Raw genomic sequence first — 16,763 nt, forward strand, 5'->3', positions numbered from 1 at the left:
AGGTAATCCTATAGTCGGACGTCCATGTATGTCCAGAGTCGATGCGCTACGTTCCGCCCATCCGTCGGTAGAGAGCATCCAACTCGTTCATGCCCGAGCGGACAGCCCTCTCCTCCACATCGGCCGTGCGGAGCGCAATGCGTAGCAATGACGCCTCGAGGTCGTCCGAGGCAGGGACGAACGCCGGCTCGGGCAGCGCCGGGAGCACCGTGCGATCACCGAAGTGGTCGTCCGGGTCGACCGTCTGCTCGGCCTCCTCGACCACACCGATCAGCGCGTCGAGGTCGATACCGCGCAGCGTCAACAGCCTCGTCGGGTCCTCGTCGATCTGCTCCGCGGCGAGATAGGTCAGCGCAGCAGCGTGTTTGCACGGCCACCCGCTGTCGGGGCACGAACAGTCGAAATCCAGCTGGGACGCACTCGACAACAGAAGTCGCGGGCCCAGCGCGCGCGGAACGGACCCCGACGCCAACTCGGTCAGCATCCCCGGCGACTCCTGCACCGCCGACACCAGTTCGTCCAGATCGAACGGGTCGAGAACGGCGATCGTGACCGACGCCGAGAACGGCTCGACCTGGCTGCCCTGCACGTCGCCGTCGATACGACCTGCACGCATCTGCATCGAGATGACCTGCCCGCCGCGGGCATACGTCCGTCCACGAGCGAGGCGTCCGGCGTCGGCGATGGACTCGATGGTGTCGACGAACTGCTTGCCCCACCACGTCCGACCGAAGGCACCGCGCGTGGTCTTCGCCGAGATGCCGTCGCTGATGCGCCGACGGGGACCGAACTGATCGAACTGCGCCATCTAGTCGCCCACCGCATCCTCGGACAGTGTCAGCAGGTCCCTCAGCTCACCCGTCGACAATTCCGTGATCCAACTCTCGCCGGAGCCGACAGCGAGATCGGCCAAGTCCTTCTTCGTGGTCAGCATCGCGTCGATCCGTTCCTCGACCGTGCCGACACATAACAATTTCCGGACCTGGACGTCCTTGCGCTGACCGATACGGAACGCGCGATCCGTCGCCTGGTTCTCCACGGCGGGATTCCACCACCGATCCAGGTGCACGACGTGGTTGGCCGCGGTCAGGTTCAGTCCCGTCCCGCCCGCCTTGAGGGAGAGCAGCATGATCGGCGGGCCGTCGGCGGTCTGGAACTGCTCGACCATCGCGTCGCGACGTCCCTTGCTCACCCCGCCGTGCAGGAACGGCACCGGGACACCGAACCGTCGCTCGAGGTAGGGGGCGACCATCGACCCGAACGCCGTGAACTGGGTGAAGAGCAACGCCTTCTCGCCGTCTCCCAGCACCGAGTCGAGGATGTCGTCGACCAACGCGAGCTTGCCCGACCGGTGCTTGCCTCGACGCAGGATCGTCGACCCGTCGTCCAGGAAGTGCGCCGGGTGGTTGCACACCTGCTTGAGCCGCGTCAGCGCACCCAGTACGGCACCCTTGCGCGCCATGCCCTCGGTCTCGGAGATCTGACGCATCATCTCGTCGACCACCGCCTGGTACAGACTCGCCTGCTCGGAGGTCAGGTTCGATCGCACCGTCATCTCGAACTTGTCGGGAAGATCGGCGATCACGGTCTTGTCGGTCTTGACGCGCCGCAGCACGAACGGTGATGTGAGCGAACGCAATCGAGCTACCGCGCCCTCGTCCTTCTCACGCTCGATCGGAACGGCGAACCGCGCGCGGAAGGTCGAGACGCTACCGAGGATGCCGGGATTGCAGAAGTCGAAGATCGAGCGGAGTTCGTCCAGCCGGTTCTCCACCGGCGTGCCGGTCAGGGCGATGCGGTGCGCTGCGGGAACGGCCCGTGCAGCGCGCGCCTGGGCCGTGTTGCTGTTCTTGATGTGCTGCGCTTCGTCGAGCACCATCCTGCGCCAGGTCTGGGCGGAGAGCTCCGTGACGTCCCGCGCCAGCAACGCATACGTCGTCACCACCAGATCGTGACGGCGCACGGCGGCGGCGAACTCCTCGCCCGACGCGCGGTCGGGCCCGTGATGGACGTACACCCGCAGGCCGGGAACGAACTTCGCCGCCTCCCGTTGCCAGTTGCCGACCACCGACATCGGAGCGACGAGAAGCGTGGGGCTCCCGTCTGCGTCCGTACGCCCGACGCGTTCGTGCGCGAGCAGGACGAGCAGCTGCAACGTCTTGCCCAGTCCCATGTCGTCGGCCAACACGGCGCCCAGTCCGGCGGAGCTCATGAAAGCCAGCCATTCGACCCCACGCTGCTGATAGGGCCGCAACGTGGCGTCGACGGACGCGGGCACCTCCACCGGCTCCGGCCGCCTGTCCGGGTCGAGGAGCTTCTCGGCCCAGCCGGTGGCGACGATCTCCTCGACGGGCAGGGGCGGTGGCACCTCGGCCGAGAGCTGACCGAGAACTGCTGCCAGCGGTAACGACCGATCCCGGTTCTGCTTCTTCACGTACTCGATGGCACGACCGAGTACGGCGCCGTCGGCCTGGACCCACTTGCCGCGCAACCGGACCAGGTCACCCTTGGAGGACGACAGGCGTGCCATCTCCTCCGGGGTGAGCACCATGTCCCCGATCGCGAGTTGCCAGTCGTACGCGACGATCTCGTCGAGGCCGACTGCCCGATTCTCCGCCGTGGGAGACGGCGGTGTGTCGACCTTGAGACGCAACGACGCGTCGAGGGCGCTCCACGCCCGCGGCAACAGCACCCCCACCGAGGCCGCCCGCAGCTTTTCGACGCCGTGCAGGACGAAGTCGGTGACAGCCTCGGTCGGGAGCAGCATGTCGAGCGAGCCGGGATCGGTGTCCATTCCGCGGAGCGGCTCGTAGGCGGCCATCGCCTCGCCGAGCTTGGCCACCGCGACCCGGAACGACTCCGCGTCTCGGATCCCACCCTCGCCGGCACCCGAACCGCGGTGCAGCACCACGTGTCTCGGAGCTTCCCCCTCCGCTCGGAGGAGGACCTCGAGGGGCCACAGCGGGTTCTCCTCCCCGTCGTCCTCCGGTTCCGTCAGGCGGAGGAGGAGATCGGGTTCGTCGCTGCGGAGACTGGCACGCCATTGTTCCAGCGCTGCCTCGGATCTGGCCGACCCGTCCTCGTACGGCTCCTCCTCCACCAGCGACACCAACAGGGGGTGCTCGACGTCGGGGCGTCCGATGACCCGTCGCACGACGGGGTCTGTGATCTCGGAGAGGATGTCGTCGAGGACCGCGCGCGCTCCGCCCTCCGCCGACTGCACCGGGGGCATCGCGGCCGCCAGTTCGGCGCGCCACGCACGTTGCGGCTCACCGCCGACGAGCGTCCACCGCGTCCACCACTGCGAGTCCTCACGCGTCTGCCTCGGCACGACGCGCCCGGCCCGGACCCACCGCTCCACTCCCGCCGCGAGTACTGCGAGATAGCGGAGATCACCGGAGATGCCGCGGTGGTCGGTGGGCACCCGCAACAACGCCTCCGCGGCGTCGACCGGGGCCAGCGCCACGGCCGGCATCGACACGACGGTGTGACCGCCGGGCGAGGGCAGCGTGACGTTCGCCCGGTGCCGCATCCGCCGGGAGACGATCTTCGCGAGGTACGGGGGAAGCTCGCCCGCCTCGTCCGACCCGCCGGCAGCCACGTCGTCTTCCCACAGCATGAGACCCGAACCGGGTGTCCAGAGGCCGTGCAGCATGGCCCCATCCAATCATCGAGCGGCCTGTGCACGGAGGTGCCGTTCGTGTCGGACCCACCCGGCATACTCGGTTCCCGTGACCACTTCCACGACCGGGCCGATCCGTCGCTACGGATTCGCTCTCGCCGCCGTGGTCGTTCTGGTTCTGACTGCCGGATGCTCGACACTGCTGGGCGCACCGATCCCCGCGCCGGGGAGTCCGCCAACATCGCAGATCGATTCGCTCCTCGCGCAGACGGCGGTGGTCGATTCCCGGCCGGACGTCCCCGGCTACGAACGCAGCTGCAAGCAGGGCGACGGCTGCGTCTTCGGCCCGGCGTGGACGGACGACTACGACGGCCCCGGTGGTCACGACGGGTGCGGAACCCGCGACAACGTGCTGCAGATCGCCCTCACCGATGTCCAGTTCCGTCCGGGCACGAACGACTGCGTCGTCGTCGCAGGGTCGTTGAACGACCCGTTCACCGGCTCGGTGCTCCCCTTCACCAAGCAGGACGCCGGCGCGGTGCAGATCGACCACACCTACCCGTTGGCCGCCGCCTGGGACATGGGCGCGTGGCAGTGGCCGATCGAGCAGCGCATCCGCTTCGCCAACGACATCACCTACAACCTCATGGCGGTGTCGGGGCCGGAGAACCAGTCCAAGAGCGACAAGACTCCGTCGGAGTGGATGCCGCCCAACGGCGCGTACCACTGCTTCTACGCGGGCCGCTTCCTCACCGTCGCGGTGCGATACGGCCTGCCGATCACCACGGCGGACAGGGACGTGTTGACGACGGTCTCGGAATCCTGTTCCTAGATCCGTAAGCTTCCGTTCATGTCGCGCGTGTTCACCAAAGACACCCAACTCTGCATGTCGTTGTCCGGGCGGCCCAGCAACATCGGGACCCGTTTCCACAACTACCTGTACGACGAGCTCGACCTGAACTTCGTCTACAAGGCCTTCACCACCACCGACCTTCCGGCGGCCGTCGCGGGCATCCGCGCGCTCGGCATCCGCGGGTGCGGTGTGTCCATGCCGTTCAAGGAAGCCTGCATCGAGCACATCGACGTGATGCACGATTCCGCGTCCGCCATCGACTCGGTCAACACCATCGTCAACGAGGACGGTGTCCTGCACGCGTACAACACCGACTATCAGGCCGTCGTCGACCTGGTGGCCCGCTCGGCGTTCGACACGTCCTGGTCGGTGGCCGTCACCGGCAGCGGCGGCATGGCCAAGGCCGTCGTCGCGGCACTGCGCGACTCGGGATACACCGACGGCACCGTCGTCGCCCGCAACGAGACGACGGGTCCGGCGCTCGCGGACAGCTACGGCTATCGATGGGCCAGGTCAGCCGACGAGGTCGAGGCCGACCTGCTGGTGAACGTCACTCCCGTCGGAATGTCCGGCGGACCCGACGCGGACTCCCTCCCGTTCTCGACGGAGCAGATCGCGTCGGCACGCGGGGTGATGGACGTCGTCGCGGTGCCGAGCGAGACTCCGTTGATCGTCGCGGCGCGAGCAGCAGGAAAACCCGTCGTGACCGGCGCCGACGTGGTGGCCCTCCAGGCTGCCGCTCAGTTCACGCTCTACACGGGCGTGACACTGCGCAGCGAGCAGATCCAGCGCGCGTCCGAGTTCTCCCGCCGCTGACCTTCACTTCGAGAACATGCGGGCGGTCACTTCCAGCGCTGCCCAGCGAGGAAGCAACCGCACGCCGGCGGACTGCAACTTGTTGCTCACACCGGACACCACGGACGCCGGAGGACGCTTCGATTCGAGAGCCGCGAACGTGGTGTCGATGACCTGGGTCGCCGTCTGCATGGCACCGAAGGCCGCGTCGTCCCCGCCGACCACCTCGAAGAACTCCGTCTCGGTCGGACCGGGCGAGACGGCCATGACCGTGACGCCGGTGCCGCGGGTCTCGACGGCCAACGCCTCGGTGAAACTCAGGACGAATGCCTTGGTCGCGGCGTAGACCGCCATTCCCGGCAGAGGCTGGTACGCCGCGGTACTGGCCAGCGTCAGCAGCACACCGGACCCGTGCTGGAGCATCTCGGGCAGGAACGCCCGCGAGAGATCGACGACTGCACCGACATTGACCGCGATCTCGTTGCTCAGCGTCACCGGATCCTCGTCGACGAACGGCTGGTGTGTGCCGAAGCCCGCGTTGTTGATCAAGGAGTGCACCGTGATGCCCTGATGGCTGAGCGACGCCTTCAGGGCAGACCCTGCACCGGGAACCGCCAGATCGGCAGCCACCGGCGTCGCGGTGATCGCATGCCGTGTCGACAGTTCCGACGCCAGCTTCTCGAGCCGGTCCAACCGCCGGGCGACGAGAACCAGATCGCAGCCGTAGGTGGCGAAGCGGCGAGCGAACTCGACACCCAGCCCCGAGCTGGCGCCGGTGATCAGAACTGTGCTTCCGCGGAGACGTTCACGCAGGGTATCGACGGTCATGCGCTCACTCTAGGAGGCGGCGCCCACTCCGATCAGAAGTGCTGCCATGTGGGCTTCTCCGACAATGCGTACCGGTAGTAGTCACCGAGCCTGAGCCGGGACGCCGCGCCCTCGTCCACAACGACCGTGACGTGGGCGTGCATCTGTACCACCGAAGCCGGACAGAACGCGGCCAGCGGACCTTCCACCGCATCGGCGAGCGCGGACGCCTTACCCTCGCCCAACGCGATCAGTACCAGGTGGCGGGCCTGGAGGATCGTGCCCAGACCCTGCGTCATCACGTGATGCGGTACCTCGGCCGGCGACGAGAAGAACCGTGCGTTGTCCTGTCGGGTCTGCTCGGTGAGCGTCTTGACGCGCGTGCGCGAGACCAGGGACGAGCCCGGCTCGTTGAATCCGATGTGCCCGTCGGTCCCGATGCCCAACAGCTGGACGTCGACACCCCCCGCCGCTGCGATGGCGGCGTCGTACCGTGCGGCCTCGGCGGCGATGTCCGACGCTTCGCCGTCCGGACCGTCGATCGATTCCGGATCGATGTCCACCTCGGCGACGAACTCGTCCCGGATCACCGACCGGTAGGACTGCGGATGCTCCGCCGGCAGACCGACGTACTCGTCGAGGAGGAAGGCGCGGCTCTGCGCGAACGACAACCCCTCCTCGCGGCATCGCCTTCCCAGTTCGCGATAGGTGCCCAACGGCGTGGACCCCGTGGCGAGACCCAGAACCGCGGGACCGCCGCGTACCCGTCGGTCGAGAATGTCCGCCACGGTCCGGTGCACCGCATCCGCGTCGTCACGGATGACGATCTCCATTCGGCTCGCCTCCTTCGAGATGACCTGCTCGGTAGATATCGGTGGGGATCAGGTGACCGTCGGTGACCACCACGTCGGCACGCCACCCGGCGGCGAGCCGTCCGACGCTGTCTCCGAGCCCCAGGAACGCTGCGGGTGTCGTCGATCCCATTCTCACCGCGGACACCAGGTCGACACCCGACTCCGCCACGGCGCGGCGAACGATGTCCAGCACGGTCGACGTCCCGCCGGCGATCGCGCCGCCCTCGGACAACCTCGCGACCCCGCCGACCACCGTCACGTCCAGTGCCCCCAAGCGATACGCACCGTCGTCCATGCCCGCGGCCGCCATCGCGTCGGACACGAAGACGACGGCGTCCGGACCGACGAGGTCGACCACCATCGACACGGTGTCCGCGTCGAGATGCACTCCGTCACCGATCAACTCGACGACCATCTCCCCGCGCGCCGCCGCGGCCAGGCACGCGGCGACCGGGCCGGGCGCACGATGGTGAAGCGGCGGCATGCCGTTGAACAAGTGCGTTGCGCTGACCGGCGCGCCGAACGACGAGATCGTCGACCGCACAGTGGCCGCATCCGCCTCGGTATGACCGACGCCGAGGCGCACGTCCGCCCGCTCCATCGCCCGGGCGAGAGCCGACATGTTCGGTGTCTCCGGCGCCACGGTCATCGACCGCACCGCTCCCCCGCCCGCGTCCACCACCGCGTCGAACAGCTCGGGGTCGCCGGGAACGATCGACGCGGGATCCTGTGCACCACAGCGGCTCACAGCAAGGAACGGTCCCTCGAGGTGGATTCCCGCGATCTCGCCCCGGCGCCACAACTGCGCCAGCATCGAGGCTTGGCGCACCAACACCTCGGCGGGCGCGGACACCAGGGACGCGAGCATCGTCGTGGTTCCGCTGCGACGATGGTGCGCAACCGCCGCGCCGACGGTAGCGCCGGTCGCGTCGGGAAAGCTCGCTCCGCCGCCGCCGTGGCAGTGGAGGTCGACCATGCCCGGCAGGATCGTCGACTCCGACCGCGGCACGGACAGATCGGGCCGCGCCGCGGCGTCGCCCACCCAGGAGATGCGCTCGCCGTCCAGTTCCACGATGCCGTCGTCGAGGACGGCATCGACCGTCACGACCCGGCCGCGCAGATGCCGGATCACGCGGTGTCGGTACCGGTCGGCGCGTCGGGGGTGCCGTCGGCGACGGGCTTGGCGGTGCCGGTGGTGGCCGTGGCGGTGTCGTCCAGGGTGACGTCGTCCTCCCGGCCGGGTGTGCGCAGGTTCCACTTCTTGATGACGAAGCTGAAGAGGACGTAGTAGATGACCGCGTAGACGAGGCCGATCGGGATCAGAAGCCATGCCTTGGTGGCGATTCCGTAGTTGAGCAGGTAGTCGATACCGCCCGCGGAGAAGAAGAAGCCGTCATGGATACCGAGGGCGTTGGTCAGCGCCATCGACGTTCCCGTGAGCACCGCGTGCACGATGTACAGCGGCCAGGCGACGAACATGAACGAGTACTCGAGCGGCTCGGTGATGCCGGTGACGAACGCGGTGAGACCGGTGGAGAGCATGATGCCGCCGACGAGCTTCTTCTGCGACGGCTTGGCGTTGCGGTAGATCGCGAACGCCGCGGCAGGGAGCGCGAACATCATGATGGGGAAGAAGCCGGTCATGAAGACTCCGGCGCTGGGATCCCCGGCGAAGAAGCGGTTCAGGTCGCCTCGGACGATCTGGCCGCTCGCGTCGGTGTAGTCGCCCACCAGGAACCAGACGACCGAGTTCAGGATGTGGTGCAGACCGGTGGGGATGAGCATCCGGTTGGCGAATCCGTAGATACCGCTGCCGACCACCGAATGGTCGGCGACCGTGTTGCCCACCCAGTTCAGCGCGCTGAAGAACAGCGGGTAGATGAACGACATGATCACGGCGACAAAGAGACCCGTGACGGCGGTGAGAATGGGAACGAGGCGCCGACCGCTGAAGAATCCGAGGTAGTCGGGCAGCTTCTGACGGTAGAAGCGTTGCCACAACATGGCGGACAGCAGACCGATGACGATGCCGGCGAGCACGCCGTAGTCGATGACGGCGGGGTCGCCGTTCGCGTCCACCTCACCGTCGAGCACGACCGGGGACATGGCCGTGAACACGCCGTCCACCACCATGTATCCGACGACTGCGGCCAGGGCCGTGGATCCGTCCGCCTTCTTCGCCCAGCCGATCGCGATGCCGACTGCGAAGATGAGGGGCAACCAGGTGAAGACCGCCTGGCCGGCCGCCGAGATCACGGAGGCCGTGGTCTCGAGTGGTGCGAAGCGACCGAGGAGGTCGGGCTGACCGATGCGGAGCAGGATGCCGGCTGCGGGAAGCACCGCGATGGGCAGCATGAGGCTGCGACCGAAGCGCTGCAGCCCTGCGAGAGCGCGGGAATCCTTCTGCGGGGGAGTTGCTGTCGGTGATTCGGAGGCAGTCTTGCCGGCCATGGCAACCTTCTTCTCGTCGAATGTTGTGGACCGGTTCCGTCACGGGTACTGTCCGGTCATAACCAGTTGTAGTTTGACCAGGTGGAAGCCTGATGTCAAACGCTGAATGTGAGCACGCCCACCCGAACATCTCACCGAAGGAGCACTGCATGTCCAAGGCGGAGGCCATCGTCGCCGGGCTCGGAGGAGCCGGCAACATCGTGGAGATCGAAGCGTGTATCACCCGACTCCGCACCGAGGTCAAGGACGGGTCGTTGGTGAACGAGGCGGCTCTCAAAGCCGCGGGAGCCCATGGCGTGTTCCACAAGGGCACGGCCGTGCAGGTGATCGTCGGACCCGAGGCCGACAACCTCGCCGAGGACATCGACGACATCCTGTGACCGAGACTGCCGTGGGCAGCCCGCTCGCGGGCACCGTCATCTCACTCGCCGACGTACCGGATCCGGTGTTCTCGTCCCAGATGGTGGGGGCCGGCGTGGCCGTCAGACCCGCTCCGGCGACCGGGATGATCGACGTCCACTCCCCCGTGTCCGGCCGCATACTCAAACTGCACCCGCACGCGTTCGTGGTCATGACAGCGGACAAGCGCGGCGTCCTGGTGCACGTCGGTATCGACACCGTCAAGATGAAGGGCGTCGGGTTCGAACTGGTTGCGGCAGAGAAGGACACCGTGACTGCCGGCGACGTCGTGGTGCGTTACGACCCGGCGGCGGTCGCCGCCGCGGGTTACGACGACGTGTGCCCCGTCGTACTGATGGACTCGCCGGCGGACTCGATCGTCACGTCGTCCGTCGGCGAGTCGGTCGCGGTGGGCGACACGCTGTACGCCCTCTGAACGGCACTCAGGCGCTCAGGCGCTCAGGCGCTCAGGCGCTCAGGCGCTCAGGCGAGGCCGACCAGCTTCTCGGACTCCGTCCACAGGCCGTCGACGATTCCCGGCTTGTCGATCTGCCCGTTGACGCGGCCGCGAGCGCTGTTGCGGCTGTAGTAGATTCCCGAGATCTCGGCGTCGGAACGGTCGGCGGCCAGCGCCACCAACGGCTCGGCACCGGACTCGGCGCTGATGGACATCGCGTACTTGAGCGGAGTGCGGTAGATGAGCCGGAACAGCACGTTGTCGTGGCCGAAGTTGCTGCGCACAGCGCCGGGATGCACGGCGACAGAGGTGATGTTCCGATCGGCCCAGCGCGCCGTGGCGCCGTAGGTGAAGCCGATGTTCATCAGTTTGCTGGTGCAGTACGCACGGAACTCGGCCGGCGACGACGCGTCGAACGCGATGTCCTGCAGGTCGATCCGACCGCCGAGGTTCCCCACGGACGACGTGTTGACGATGCGGCTCCCCGCACTCCCGCCGAGACGGTCGAGGAGCAGGTGAGTGAGCAGGAACGGTGACAGGTGATTGATCTGGACGTTCGGTTCGTGACCCTCGGCCGTGCGGTTCTTCGGATCGAACGTTCCGCCCGCGTTGTTCAGCAGGACGTCGATGTGGTCGACGGAGTTCGAGATCTCCTCCGCGACCCGCCGCACGTCGTCGAACGAGGCGAAATCGGCGACGAACGACCGGCCACCGATCTCGGACGCTGCAGCGGCTGTCTTCTCCGGTGACCGCCCCACGATCAGCACGTCGGCACCGCGCCCGGCCAGCGTCCTCGCGGCGATCTTCCCGATTCCGTCGCTCGCTCCTGTCACGACGATGGTGCGACCTGTCAACGAACTGGAACTGGGCACGGGGGACCTTCCGGTCTGCAGAGGGTGAGCGGTCCCCCCGAGTCTACGAGGCCTGTCAGCGACGCTGCGGCCGCCGACCGCCCTGGACCTCCATCGTGAGTTGATATCTGTCGCAGCGATACCAGCTCTCGGTGTGCTCGACCGGACGCTCGCCGCCGAAGGAGACGCGGTCGAAGTACAACACCGGCGCGCCGCGCTTCGTGCCGAGAAGCGTGGCCGTGTCGTTGTCGGCAGCCATGGCGCTGACCGTCTGTTCCGCCCGGTCGATCGTGACGTCGTAGTGCGAGGACATGGCGTCGTAGATCGACCTGCTGAGATCGAGGTCGACGAGCCCGGGCAGCACGGTCGGGTCGAACCAGCCGTCGTCGACGCTGACCGGTTCGCCGTCCGCCAGCCGGAGTCGCTTGATGTGATACGCCTTGCCACCGTCGGACAGGTTGAGCGCCCGCGCCGTTGCGGCGGACGGGTCCTCGAGGCGAGCGAACAGAACGACCGTCGTCGGTTCGAGACCCTGGGCGCGCATCTCCTCGGAGAACGACGCCAGATGGAGCCGGGACTGGACCGGGCGGCTGGCGACGAACGTCCCCTTGCCGCGTACCCGGACGACGTGGCCTTCGTTGACCAGCTGACCGATGGCCTCGCGCACGGTGATCCGGCTGACGCCGTAGTCCTCCATCAGGCGCCGCTCGCTGGGCATCAGATCGCCGGGCTGGAGTTCCTTGGTGCACCGGTGCAGCAGGATCGTGCGGAGCTGCTCGTGCTTGGGCACGGCACTGTCGCGAAGGTGGACGGGCATCACCACGGCGTGTACTCCCGGATTGTCTGCGCGAGCGGTACGGACTGGTCCCGTCCAACTTACTACCGTGGCCATGACGCGCGCGCCTTTTGCGCACCCTGGGATACGCGAAAGGCGCACGGGGATGGAATCCTCACCCCATGAGCGAGAGCGCCGTTCCGTCTGCAGCCGACTGTCCCGTCCTGTGGCCCGTGGCCACCCGCTGGGAGGACAACGACCACTACGGGCACGTCAACAACGTCACCTACTACTCGTACTTCGACACCGCGGTGAACGGGTGGCTCATGAAGAGCACCGGCCTCGACATCCGCGCCCTTCCGGCGATCGGTGTGGTGGCCGAAACGTCCTGCACGTTTCTCAGCCAACTGAGCTTTCCCGACGACCTGCAGGTGGGTATCGCCGTCGAGCGGCTCGGGAACACCTCGATCGTGTACGCGCTGAGCATCTTCCGTGTCGACGACGACGGTCTCACTCCGGCGGCCGTGGGGCGGTTCGTACACGTGTACGTCGACGCGGTGACCCGGCGCCCGGTACCGGTCCCTGCCGAGATCCGCACGGTCGTCGAGGCGCTCGGGCGGTGACCGAGCCGGGGCGGGTGTCCCTCGCGCTGCCGATCGGCGCGGGGGTGGTCACCGCGCTCGTCGGATTCACCAGCTCGTTCGCGGTGGTCCTCACCGGCCTCCGATCCGTGGGTGCCAGCGAGGCGCAGGCCGCCTCCGGGCTCTTCGCCATGTCTCTGGTGATGGCGCTGGGAATCACCGGTCTCGCACTGCGCTACCGCATTCCGATCACCCTCGCGTGGTCGACACCCGGGGCCGCTCTGCTGGCGGGCACGGGAGCGGTTGTGGGCGGGTGGCCCGCCGCCGTCGGGGCATTCGTCACCGTCGGCCTCGCCATCGTGCTGACCGGCGTGTGGTCCGGCCTCGGACGCGTCATCGCGTCCATTCCCGTCCCGCTGGCGCAGGCGATGCTGGCCGGCGTCATCCTGCCGCTGTGCATCGAGCCCGTGCGCGCCCTGGCGGACAACCCCGCAGCGGTTGCGCCCGTCGTGCTCACGTGGATCGTCTTCCTGCGCCTGTCACCGCGGTGGGCGGTCCCGGCGGCGTTCGCCGTAGCTGCTGTCGTCATCGGGATCTCGTTGATCACGAACGGCAGCGCGGTGGACGCCCGATCGTTGCTGCCGAGCCTCGACCTCGTCGCACCCACCTGGACGTGGCAGGCGCTCGTCGGCATCGCTCTGCCGCTCTACATCGTGACGATGGCGTCGCAGAACATCCCGGGCACGGCTGTCATGGCCTCGTTCGGGTACACCGTGCCGTGGCGAGCGGCGATGACCGTCACCGGCGTCGGTACGGCCGTCACGGCGCCGGCCGGTGTGCACGCCGTGAACCTCGCGGCGATCAGTGCCGCCTTGGCGGCCGCGCCCGACGCCCACCCGGACAAGGATCGTCGATGGATCGCTGCGGTGTCCGCCGGCGCGTCCTACCTCGTCCTGGCGGTCGCGTCCGCAGCACTGGCCACGCTCGTCGCCTTGGCCCCGGCCGGCATCGTCGAAACCGTTGCCGGACTGGCCTTGCTGGCCACACTGGCGGCGTCGCTCGCAGCGGCACTCGGCGACGAGGCCGAACGCCTCCCTGCTGCCATCACCTTCGTGGTGGCGGCATCGGGCGTCGGCATCGCCGGGATCGGATCGGCCTTCTGGGCCCTCGTTCTCGGACTCGTCGTCCGCATCGGTCTGTCACGCACGCCGGTAAGTATCAGAGGATCCCGGCCGACTCCGCCGTCGACACCGCCCGCGCGATGATGCCGTCGACCAGGTCCGTGGTCGGCGAGCCGTCACGTGCCCGGTTGCGCTCGTCCTCGATGGCTCGACGCATGACGCCCTCGGCGATGATCGACAGTTTCCACAGCGCCAACGTGTGCCAGTACCCCACGGACGACACGTCGCGCCCCGTGGTCCGTGCGTAGATCTCCACCAGATCGTCGCGCGACGGGAACCCGGGGAGAGTCGAGGACATGAACAGACCCGCCGCGCCGTCGTCCGACTGCGACCAATAGGCCAGCAACGCACCGACATCCGCCAGAGGATCACCGAGCGTGCACAGCTCCCAGTCGACCACCGCGACGATCGCGTCGTCCACGTTGCTCTCACCGACTCCGCTGGTGATGATGTTGCTCAGATGGAAGTCGCCGTGCACCAGCGAGACCTCGGTCTGCTCCGGAGCCGAATTCGCGAGCGCGGTGGCCAGGCGTTCGATGTCCGGGACGTCCCGCGTCTTCGACTGCGCCCACTGCGACGACCATCGCTTCAATTGCCGTGCAGCGTAGGGCTTGTGACTCGCCAGATCGGTGAGGCCGGTGCTGTCGAGATCGACCGCGTGGATCTTGCCGAGCGTGGCGGGCATGGCCTCACCGATCGTCCGACGACGTGCCTGCGACAGCGTCTCCGCGACGGTCGGGCTGTCGATCACCAGCCCGTCCACATGGCTCATCAGGACCAGGGGAGCATCGGTGACCGCCGGATCGTCGGTCAGCGCGATCGTCGTCGGCACCGGAACGGCAGTCTGCTGCAAGGCCGACAGGATGCGGTACTCGCGAGCGACGTCGTGCGCCGACGCCAGCAGCGTGCCCAGCGGCGGACGCCGCAGCACCCACCGACCACCGGCGGCATCGCCGACGGCGAACGTCAGGTTGGACTGCCCGTTGCCGATGCGCTCGAAGGTCAGTGGCCCCGAGACCCCGATGTCGAGGCTCTCCATCCACGCCGTCACCGCGCCGTCGTCGAGGCCCGGTGTCGTTCCCGTCGTCACTTGTCGATCTTCCGGTAGGGCGCGAGCTCGGTGCGTGCGATGGTCCGCTTGTGCACCTCGTCCGGACCGTCGGCGAGACGCAGCGTCCGCAGGTGGGCGTACATGCTGGCGAGCGGGAAGTCGTCGGAGACACCGCCGCCGCCGTGCACCTGGATGGCGCGGTCGACGATCTTCAGGGCCATCGCGGGCGCCGCGACCTTGATGGCCGCGATCTCCACGCGTGCTTCCTTGTTGCTGAACTCGTCCATCATCCAGGCGGCCTTGAGCGTGAGGAGGCGGGCCATCTCGATGTCGATGCGGGCTTCGGCGATCCAGTCCTGGATGTTGGCCTGCGCCGCGATCGGCTTGCCGAACGCCACGCGGGACGACGCACGGTCACACATGAGTTCCAGTGCGCGCTCTGCCATTCCGATCGCACGCATGCAGTGGTGGATACGGCCGGGGCCCAGTCGCGCCTGGCCGATCATGAAGCCGGCACCCGGTCCGGCGAGCACGTCCTTGCCGGGGACGCGAACGTTCTCGAACAGGACCTCGGCGTGACCCTCGCGGTCCTGGTATCCGAACACCGGCAGGCCGCGCAGGACGGTGACGCCGGGCGCGTCGATCGGCACGACCATCATCGACTGCTGCTCGTACGTCGACGCCTCGGGCGCCGTCTTGCCCATGACGATCAGAACCTTGCAGTTCTGGTGCAAAGCGTTGGAAGTCCACCACTTCCGACCGTTCAGGATCCAGTCCTCGCCGTCGGCCACCATGGACATCGCGATGTTCGTCGCGTCGGAGCTGGCGACATCGGGCTCCGTCATGGCGAAGGCCGAGCGAATGGTGCCCTCGAGCAACGGGGCGAGCCACTTCTCCTTGTGCTCGTCCGTACCGAAGCGGGTGAACACCTCCATGTTGCCGGTGTCGGGTGCGGCGCAGTTACAGGCCTCGGGCGCGATCGCGGGGCTACGGCCCATGATCTCCGCGAGCGGCGCGTACTCTGCGTTGGTCAGACCGGGGCCGTAGGCGGGATCCGGGTGGAAGAGATTCCACAGGCCGCGAGACTTCGCGTCGGCCTTGAGTTCCTCGAGGATCGGCGGCTGGAAGTGCGGATCACCGGACTCCAGGATCTGCTGGGCGTAGACCGCCTCCGCCGGATAGACCTTCTCGTCCATGAACGCCAGCAGGCGCTGCTGGTAGTCCTTGCACCGGTCCGAGTACGCGAAATCCATGTCAGCGATCCTGTCCTGGCCGTGCGGCCGTCTCGAGTGAGGTCCGGTACCGACGCATCCCGGCGATCCACCGGTCGTAGTCGGCACTCTTGTGCGAGTAGAACGTGAGCACCTCGGGGTGCGGGAGAACGAGGAACTTCTCGGTCTCCATCGCCTCGAGGACGATGCGAGCGACGTCCTCCGGTTCGAGGACGGTGCCGGCGCCGGTCACGGCGGACGCCGCCACCGAGGCACCCTCGGCGTCACTGTCGAAGCCCGAGTTCAGGAGTGCCGTGTTGACGCCCATCGGGCACAGGCAGCTCACCGCGATGCCTTTGTCGCCGTAGGTGACCGACAGCCATTCGGCGAAGCCGACGGCCGCGTGCTTGGACACCGAGTAGGTGGCCGATCCGATCTGGGTGAGCAGCCCCGCCGCGGACGCGGTGGACAGGAAGTAGCCGTGCGTTCCGCGCTCGATCCACCGCGGGATCACCACGCGCGCAGCGCGCACATGGGCGAGCACGTTGACCGACAACGCGGTGTCCCAGGCGGCGTCGGTGCTGTCGAGCCCCATCCCTGCCGTCGTCCCGGCATTGGCGATGTAGATGTCGAGGGGCCCGAACGCCTCCTCGACCCGCTCGATCATCAGGGCGATCACCGCGTCGTCGGCGACATCGCCGCCGACGGCGATGCACCGCTCGCCCAGTCGCGCGGCGACCGCATCGGCGGCCGCGGCATCGAGATCGGCGACCAGGACCGAGTTCCCGGCCTCGACCAGAGCAGTGGCGAGGGCGGCACCGATCCCGGCGCCACCTCCCGTGACGATGGCGACCTTGTCTGTGACCCGCATCATT

At 67.8% G+C, this 16,763-nt stretch carries 17 protein-coding genes; 6 read left to right on the forward strand and 11 right to left on the reverse strand.

The window, feature by feature from the left end; translation table 11 throughout:
• Positions 1–46: 46 nt before the first annotated feature.
• Both ASG64_RS09635 and ASG64_RS09640 read right to left on the reverse strand, forming a co-directional pair.
• Complete coding sequence (locus ASG64_RS09635; RefSeq protein WP_056073095.1) at positions 47–808, reverse strand: SWIM zinc finger family protein; 762 nt, start codon at positions 806–808, stop codon at positions 47–49.
• Positions 809–3,655 carry a DEAD/DEAH box helicase gene (locus ASG64_RS09640; RefSeq protein WP_056073098.1) on the reverse strand — a complete coding sequence of 949 codons (2,847 nt, stop codon included), beginning with the start codon at positions 3,653–3,655 and terminating at the stop codon, positions 809–811. It abuts the gene before it with no gap.
• A 76-nt stretch (positions 3,656–3,731) separates the two neighbouring features.
• Here ASG64_RS09640 and ASG64_RS09645 point away from each other — a divergent pair, with 76 nt between their 5' ends.
• Positions 3,732–4,454, forward strand: coding sequence for an HNH endonuclease family protein (locus tag ASG64_RS09645; RefSeq protein ID WP_442971133.1), 723 nt, complete (start codon positions 3,732–3,734; stop codon positions 4,452–4,454).
• An 18-nt stretch (positions 4,455–4,472) separates the two neighbouring features.
• Positions 4,473–5,291 carry a shikimate 5-dehydrogenase gene (locus ASG64_RS09650; RefSeq protein ID WP_056073101.1) on the forward strand — a complete coding sequence of 273 codons (819 nt, stop codon included), beginning with the start codon at positions 4,473–4,475 and terminating at the stop codon, positions 5,289–5,291.
• Positions 5,292–5,294: 3 nt separating this feature from the next.
• On the opposite strand, the gene ASG64_RS09655 is transcribed toward ASG64_RS09650, so the two are convergent.
• From ASG64_RS09655 to ASG64_RS09670, 4 genes are read right to left on the reverse strand one after another with little or no spacing between them, the layout of a single operon-like run.
• Positions 5,295–6,098 carry an SDR family NAD(P)-dependent oxidoreductase gene (locus tag ASG64_RS09655; protein ID WP_042575526.1) on the reverse strand — a complete coding sequence of 268 codons (804 nt, stop codon included), beginning with the start codon at positions 6,096–6,098 and terminating at the stop codon, positions 5,295–5,297.
• 32 nt (positions 6,099–6,130) lie between these two features.
• The gene (gene nagB, locus ASG64_RS09660; RefSeq protein WP_056073104.1) at positions 6,131–6,910 is read right to left on the reverse strand and encodes a glucosamine-6-phosphate deaminase; all 780 of its coding nucleotides are present in this window, start codon (positions 6,908–6,910) and stop codon (positions 6,131–6,133) included.
• On the reverse strand, positions 6,891–8,063 hold the full coding sequence (locus tag ASG64_RS09665; RefSeq protein WP_082518370.1) for an N-acetylglucosamine-6-phosphate deacetylase: 1,173 nt from the start codon (positions 8,061–8,063) through the stop codon (positions 6,891–6,893). The genes nagB and ASG64_RS09665 overlap by 20 nt, the downstream gene beginning before the upstream one ends.
• The gene (locus ASG64_RS09670) at positions 8,060–9,286 is read right to left on the reverse strand and encodes a PTS transporter subunit EIIC (RefSeq protein WP_235579600.1); all 1,227 of its coding nucleotides are present in this window, start codon (positions 9,284–9,286) and stop codon (positions 8,060–8,062) included. Before ASG64_RS09670 ends, ASG64_RS09665 begins: the two co-directional genes overlap by 4 nt.
• A 245-nt stretch (positions 9,287–9,531) precedes the next feature.
• On the opposite strand from ASG64_RS09670, the gene ASG64_RS09675 reads away from it, so the two are divergent.
• Together ASG64_RS09675 and ASG64_RS09680 are read left to right on the forward strand one after the other, a co-directional pair.
• Positions 9,532–9,762, forward strand: a complete 231-nt coding sequence (locus tag ASG64_RS09675) for a glucose PTS transporter subunit EIIB (RefSeq protein WP_042575529.1) — start codon at positions 9,532–9,534, stop codon at positions 9,760–9,762.
• The gene (locus ASG64_RS09680) at positions 9,759–10,217 is read left to right on the forward strand and encodes a PTS sugar transporter subunit IIA (protein WP_056073107.1); all 459 of its coding nucleotides are present in this window, start codon (positions 9,759–9,761) and stop codon (positions 10,215–10,217) included. The genes ASG64_RS09675 and ASG64_RS09680 overlap by 4 nt, the downstream gene beginning before the upstream one ends.
• Before the next feature lie 47 nt (positions 10,218–10,264).
• On the opposite strand, the gene ASG64_RS09685 is transcribed toward ASG64_RS09680, so the two are convergent.
• Together ASG64_RS09685 and ASG64_RS09690 are read right to left on the reverse strand one after the other, a co-directional pair.
• A complete protein-coding gene (locus ASG64_RS09685) occupies positions 10,265–11,110 on the reverse strand; it encodes an SDR family NAD(P)-dependent oxidoreductase (protein WP_235579554.1) in 846 nt (281 codons plus the stop codon).
• Positions 11,111–11,165: 55 nt separating this feature from the next.
• Positions 11,166–11,909, reverse strand: coding sequence for a GntR family transcriptional regulator (locus tag ASG64_RS09690; RefSeq protein WP_042575629.1), 744 nt, complete (start codon positions 11,907–11,909; stop codon positions 11,166–11,168).
• 137 nt (positions 11,910–12,046) lie between these two features.
• Between ASG64_RS09690 and ASG64_RS09695 the strand changes: the two genes are divergently transcribed.
• Both ASG64_RS09695 and ASG64_RS09700 read left to right on the forward strand, forming a co-directional pair.
• The gene (locus ASG64_RS09695) at positions 12,047–12,487 is read left to right on the forward strand and encodes an acyl-CoA thioesterase (protein ID WP_056073110.1); all 441 of its coding nucleotides are present in this window, start codon (positions 12,047–12,049) and stop codon (positions 12,485–12,487) included.
• The gene (locus ASG64_RS09700; protein WP_056073113.1) at positions 12,484–13,710 is read left to right on the forward strand and encodes a benzoate/H(+) symporter BenE family transporter; all 1,227 of its coding nucleotides are present in this window, start codon (positions 12,484–12,486) and stop codon (positions 13,708–13,710) included. The genes ASG64_RS09695 and ASG64_RS09700 overlap by 4 nt, the downstream gene beginning before the upstream one ends.
• Here the strand turns inward: ASG64_RS09700 and ASG64_RS09705 are convergent.
• The 3 genes from ASG64_RS09705 to ASG64_RS09715 are packed head-to-tail and all read right to left on the reverse strand — an operon-like array spanning position 13,664 to position 16,759.
• Positions 13,664–14,665 (reverse strand): phosphotransferase family protein, encoded by a 1,002-nt coding sequence (locus ASG64_RS09705; RefSeq protein ID WP_056074280.1) that lies wholly within the window; start codon positions 14,663–14,665, stop codon positions 13,664–13,666. The genes ASG64_RS09700 and ASG64_RS09705 overlap by 47 nt on opposite strands.
• Before the next feature lie 47 nt (positions 14,666–14,712).
• Positions 14,713–15,930: an acyl-CoA dehydrogenase family protein gene (locus ASG64_RS09710; protein WP_027507258.1), complete on the reverse strand. Its 1,218-nt coding sequence runs from the start codon at positions 15,928–15,930 to the stop codon at positions 14,713–14,715.
• Between the two features lies 1 nt (position 15,931).
• Positions 15,932–16,759: an SDR family oxidoreductase gene (locus ASG64_RS09715; protein ID WP_056074281.1), complete on the reverse strand. Its 828-nt coding sequence runs from the start codon at positions 16,757–16,759 to the stop codon at positions 15,932–15,934.
• Positions 16,760–16,763: the final 4 nt, after the last annotated feature.

Origin of the sequence: Rhodococcus sp. Leaf247, from assembly GCF_001426185.1 — a bacterium.
GTDB lineage: Bacteria > Actinomycetota > Actinomycetes > Mycobacteriales > Mycobacteriaceae > Rhodococcoides.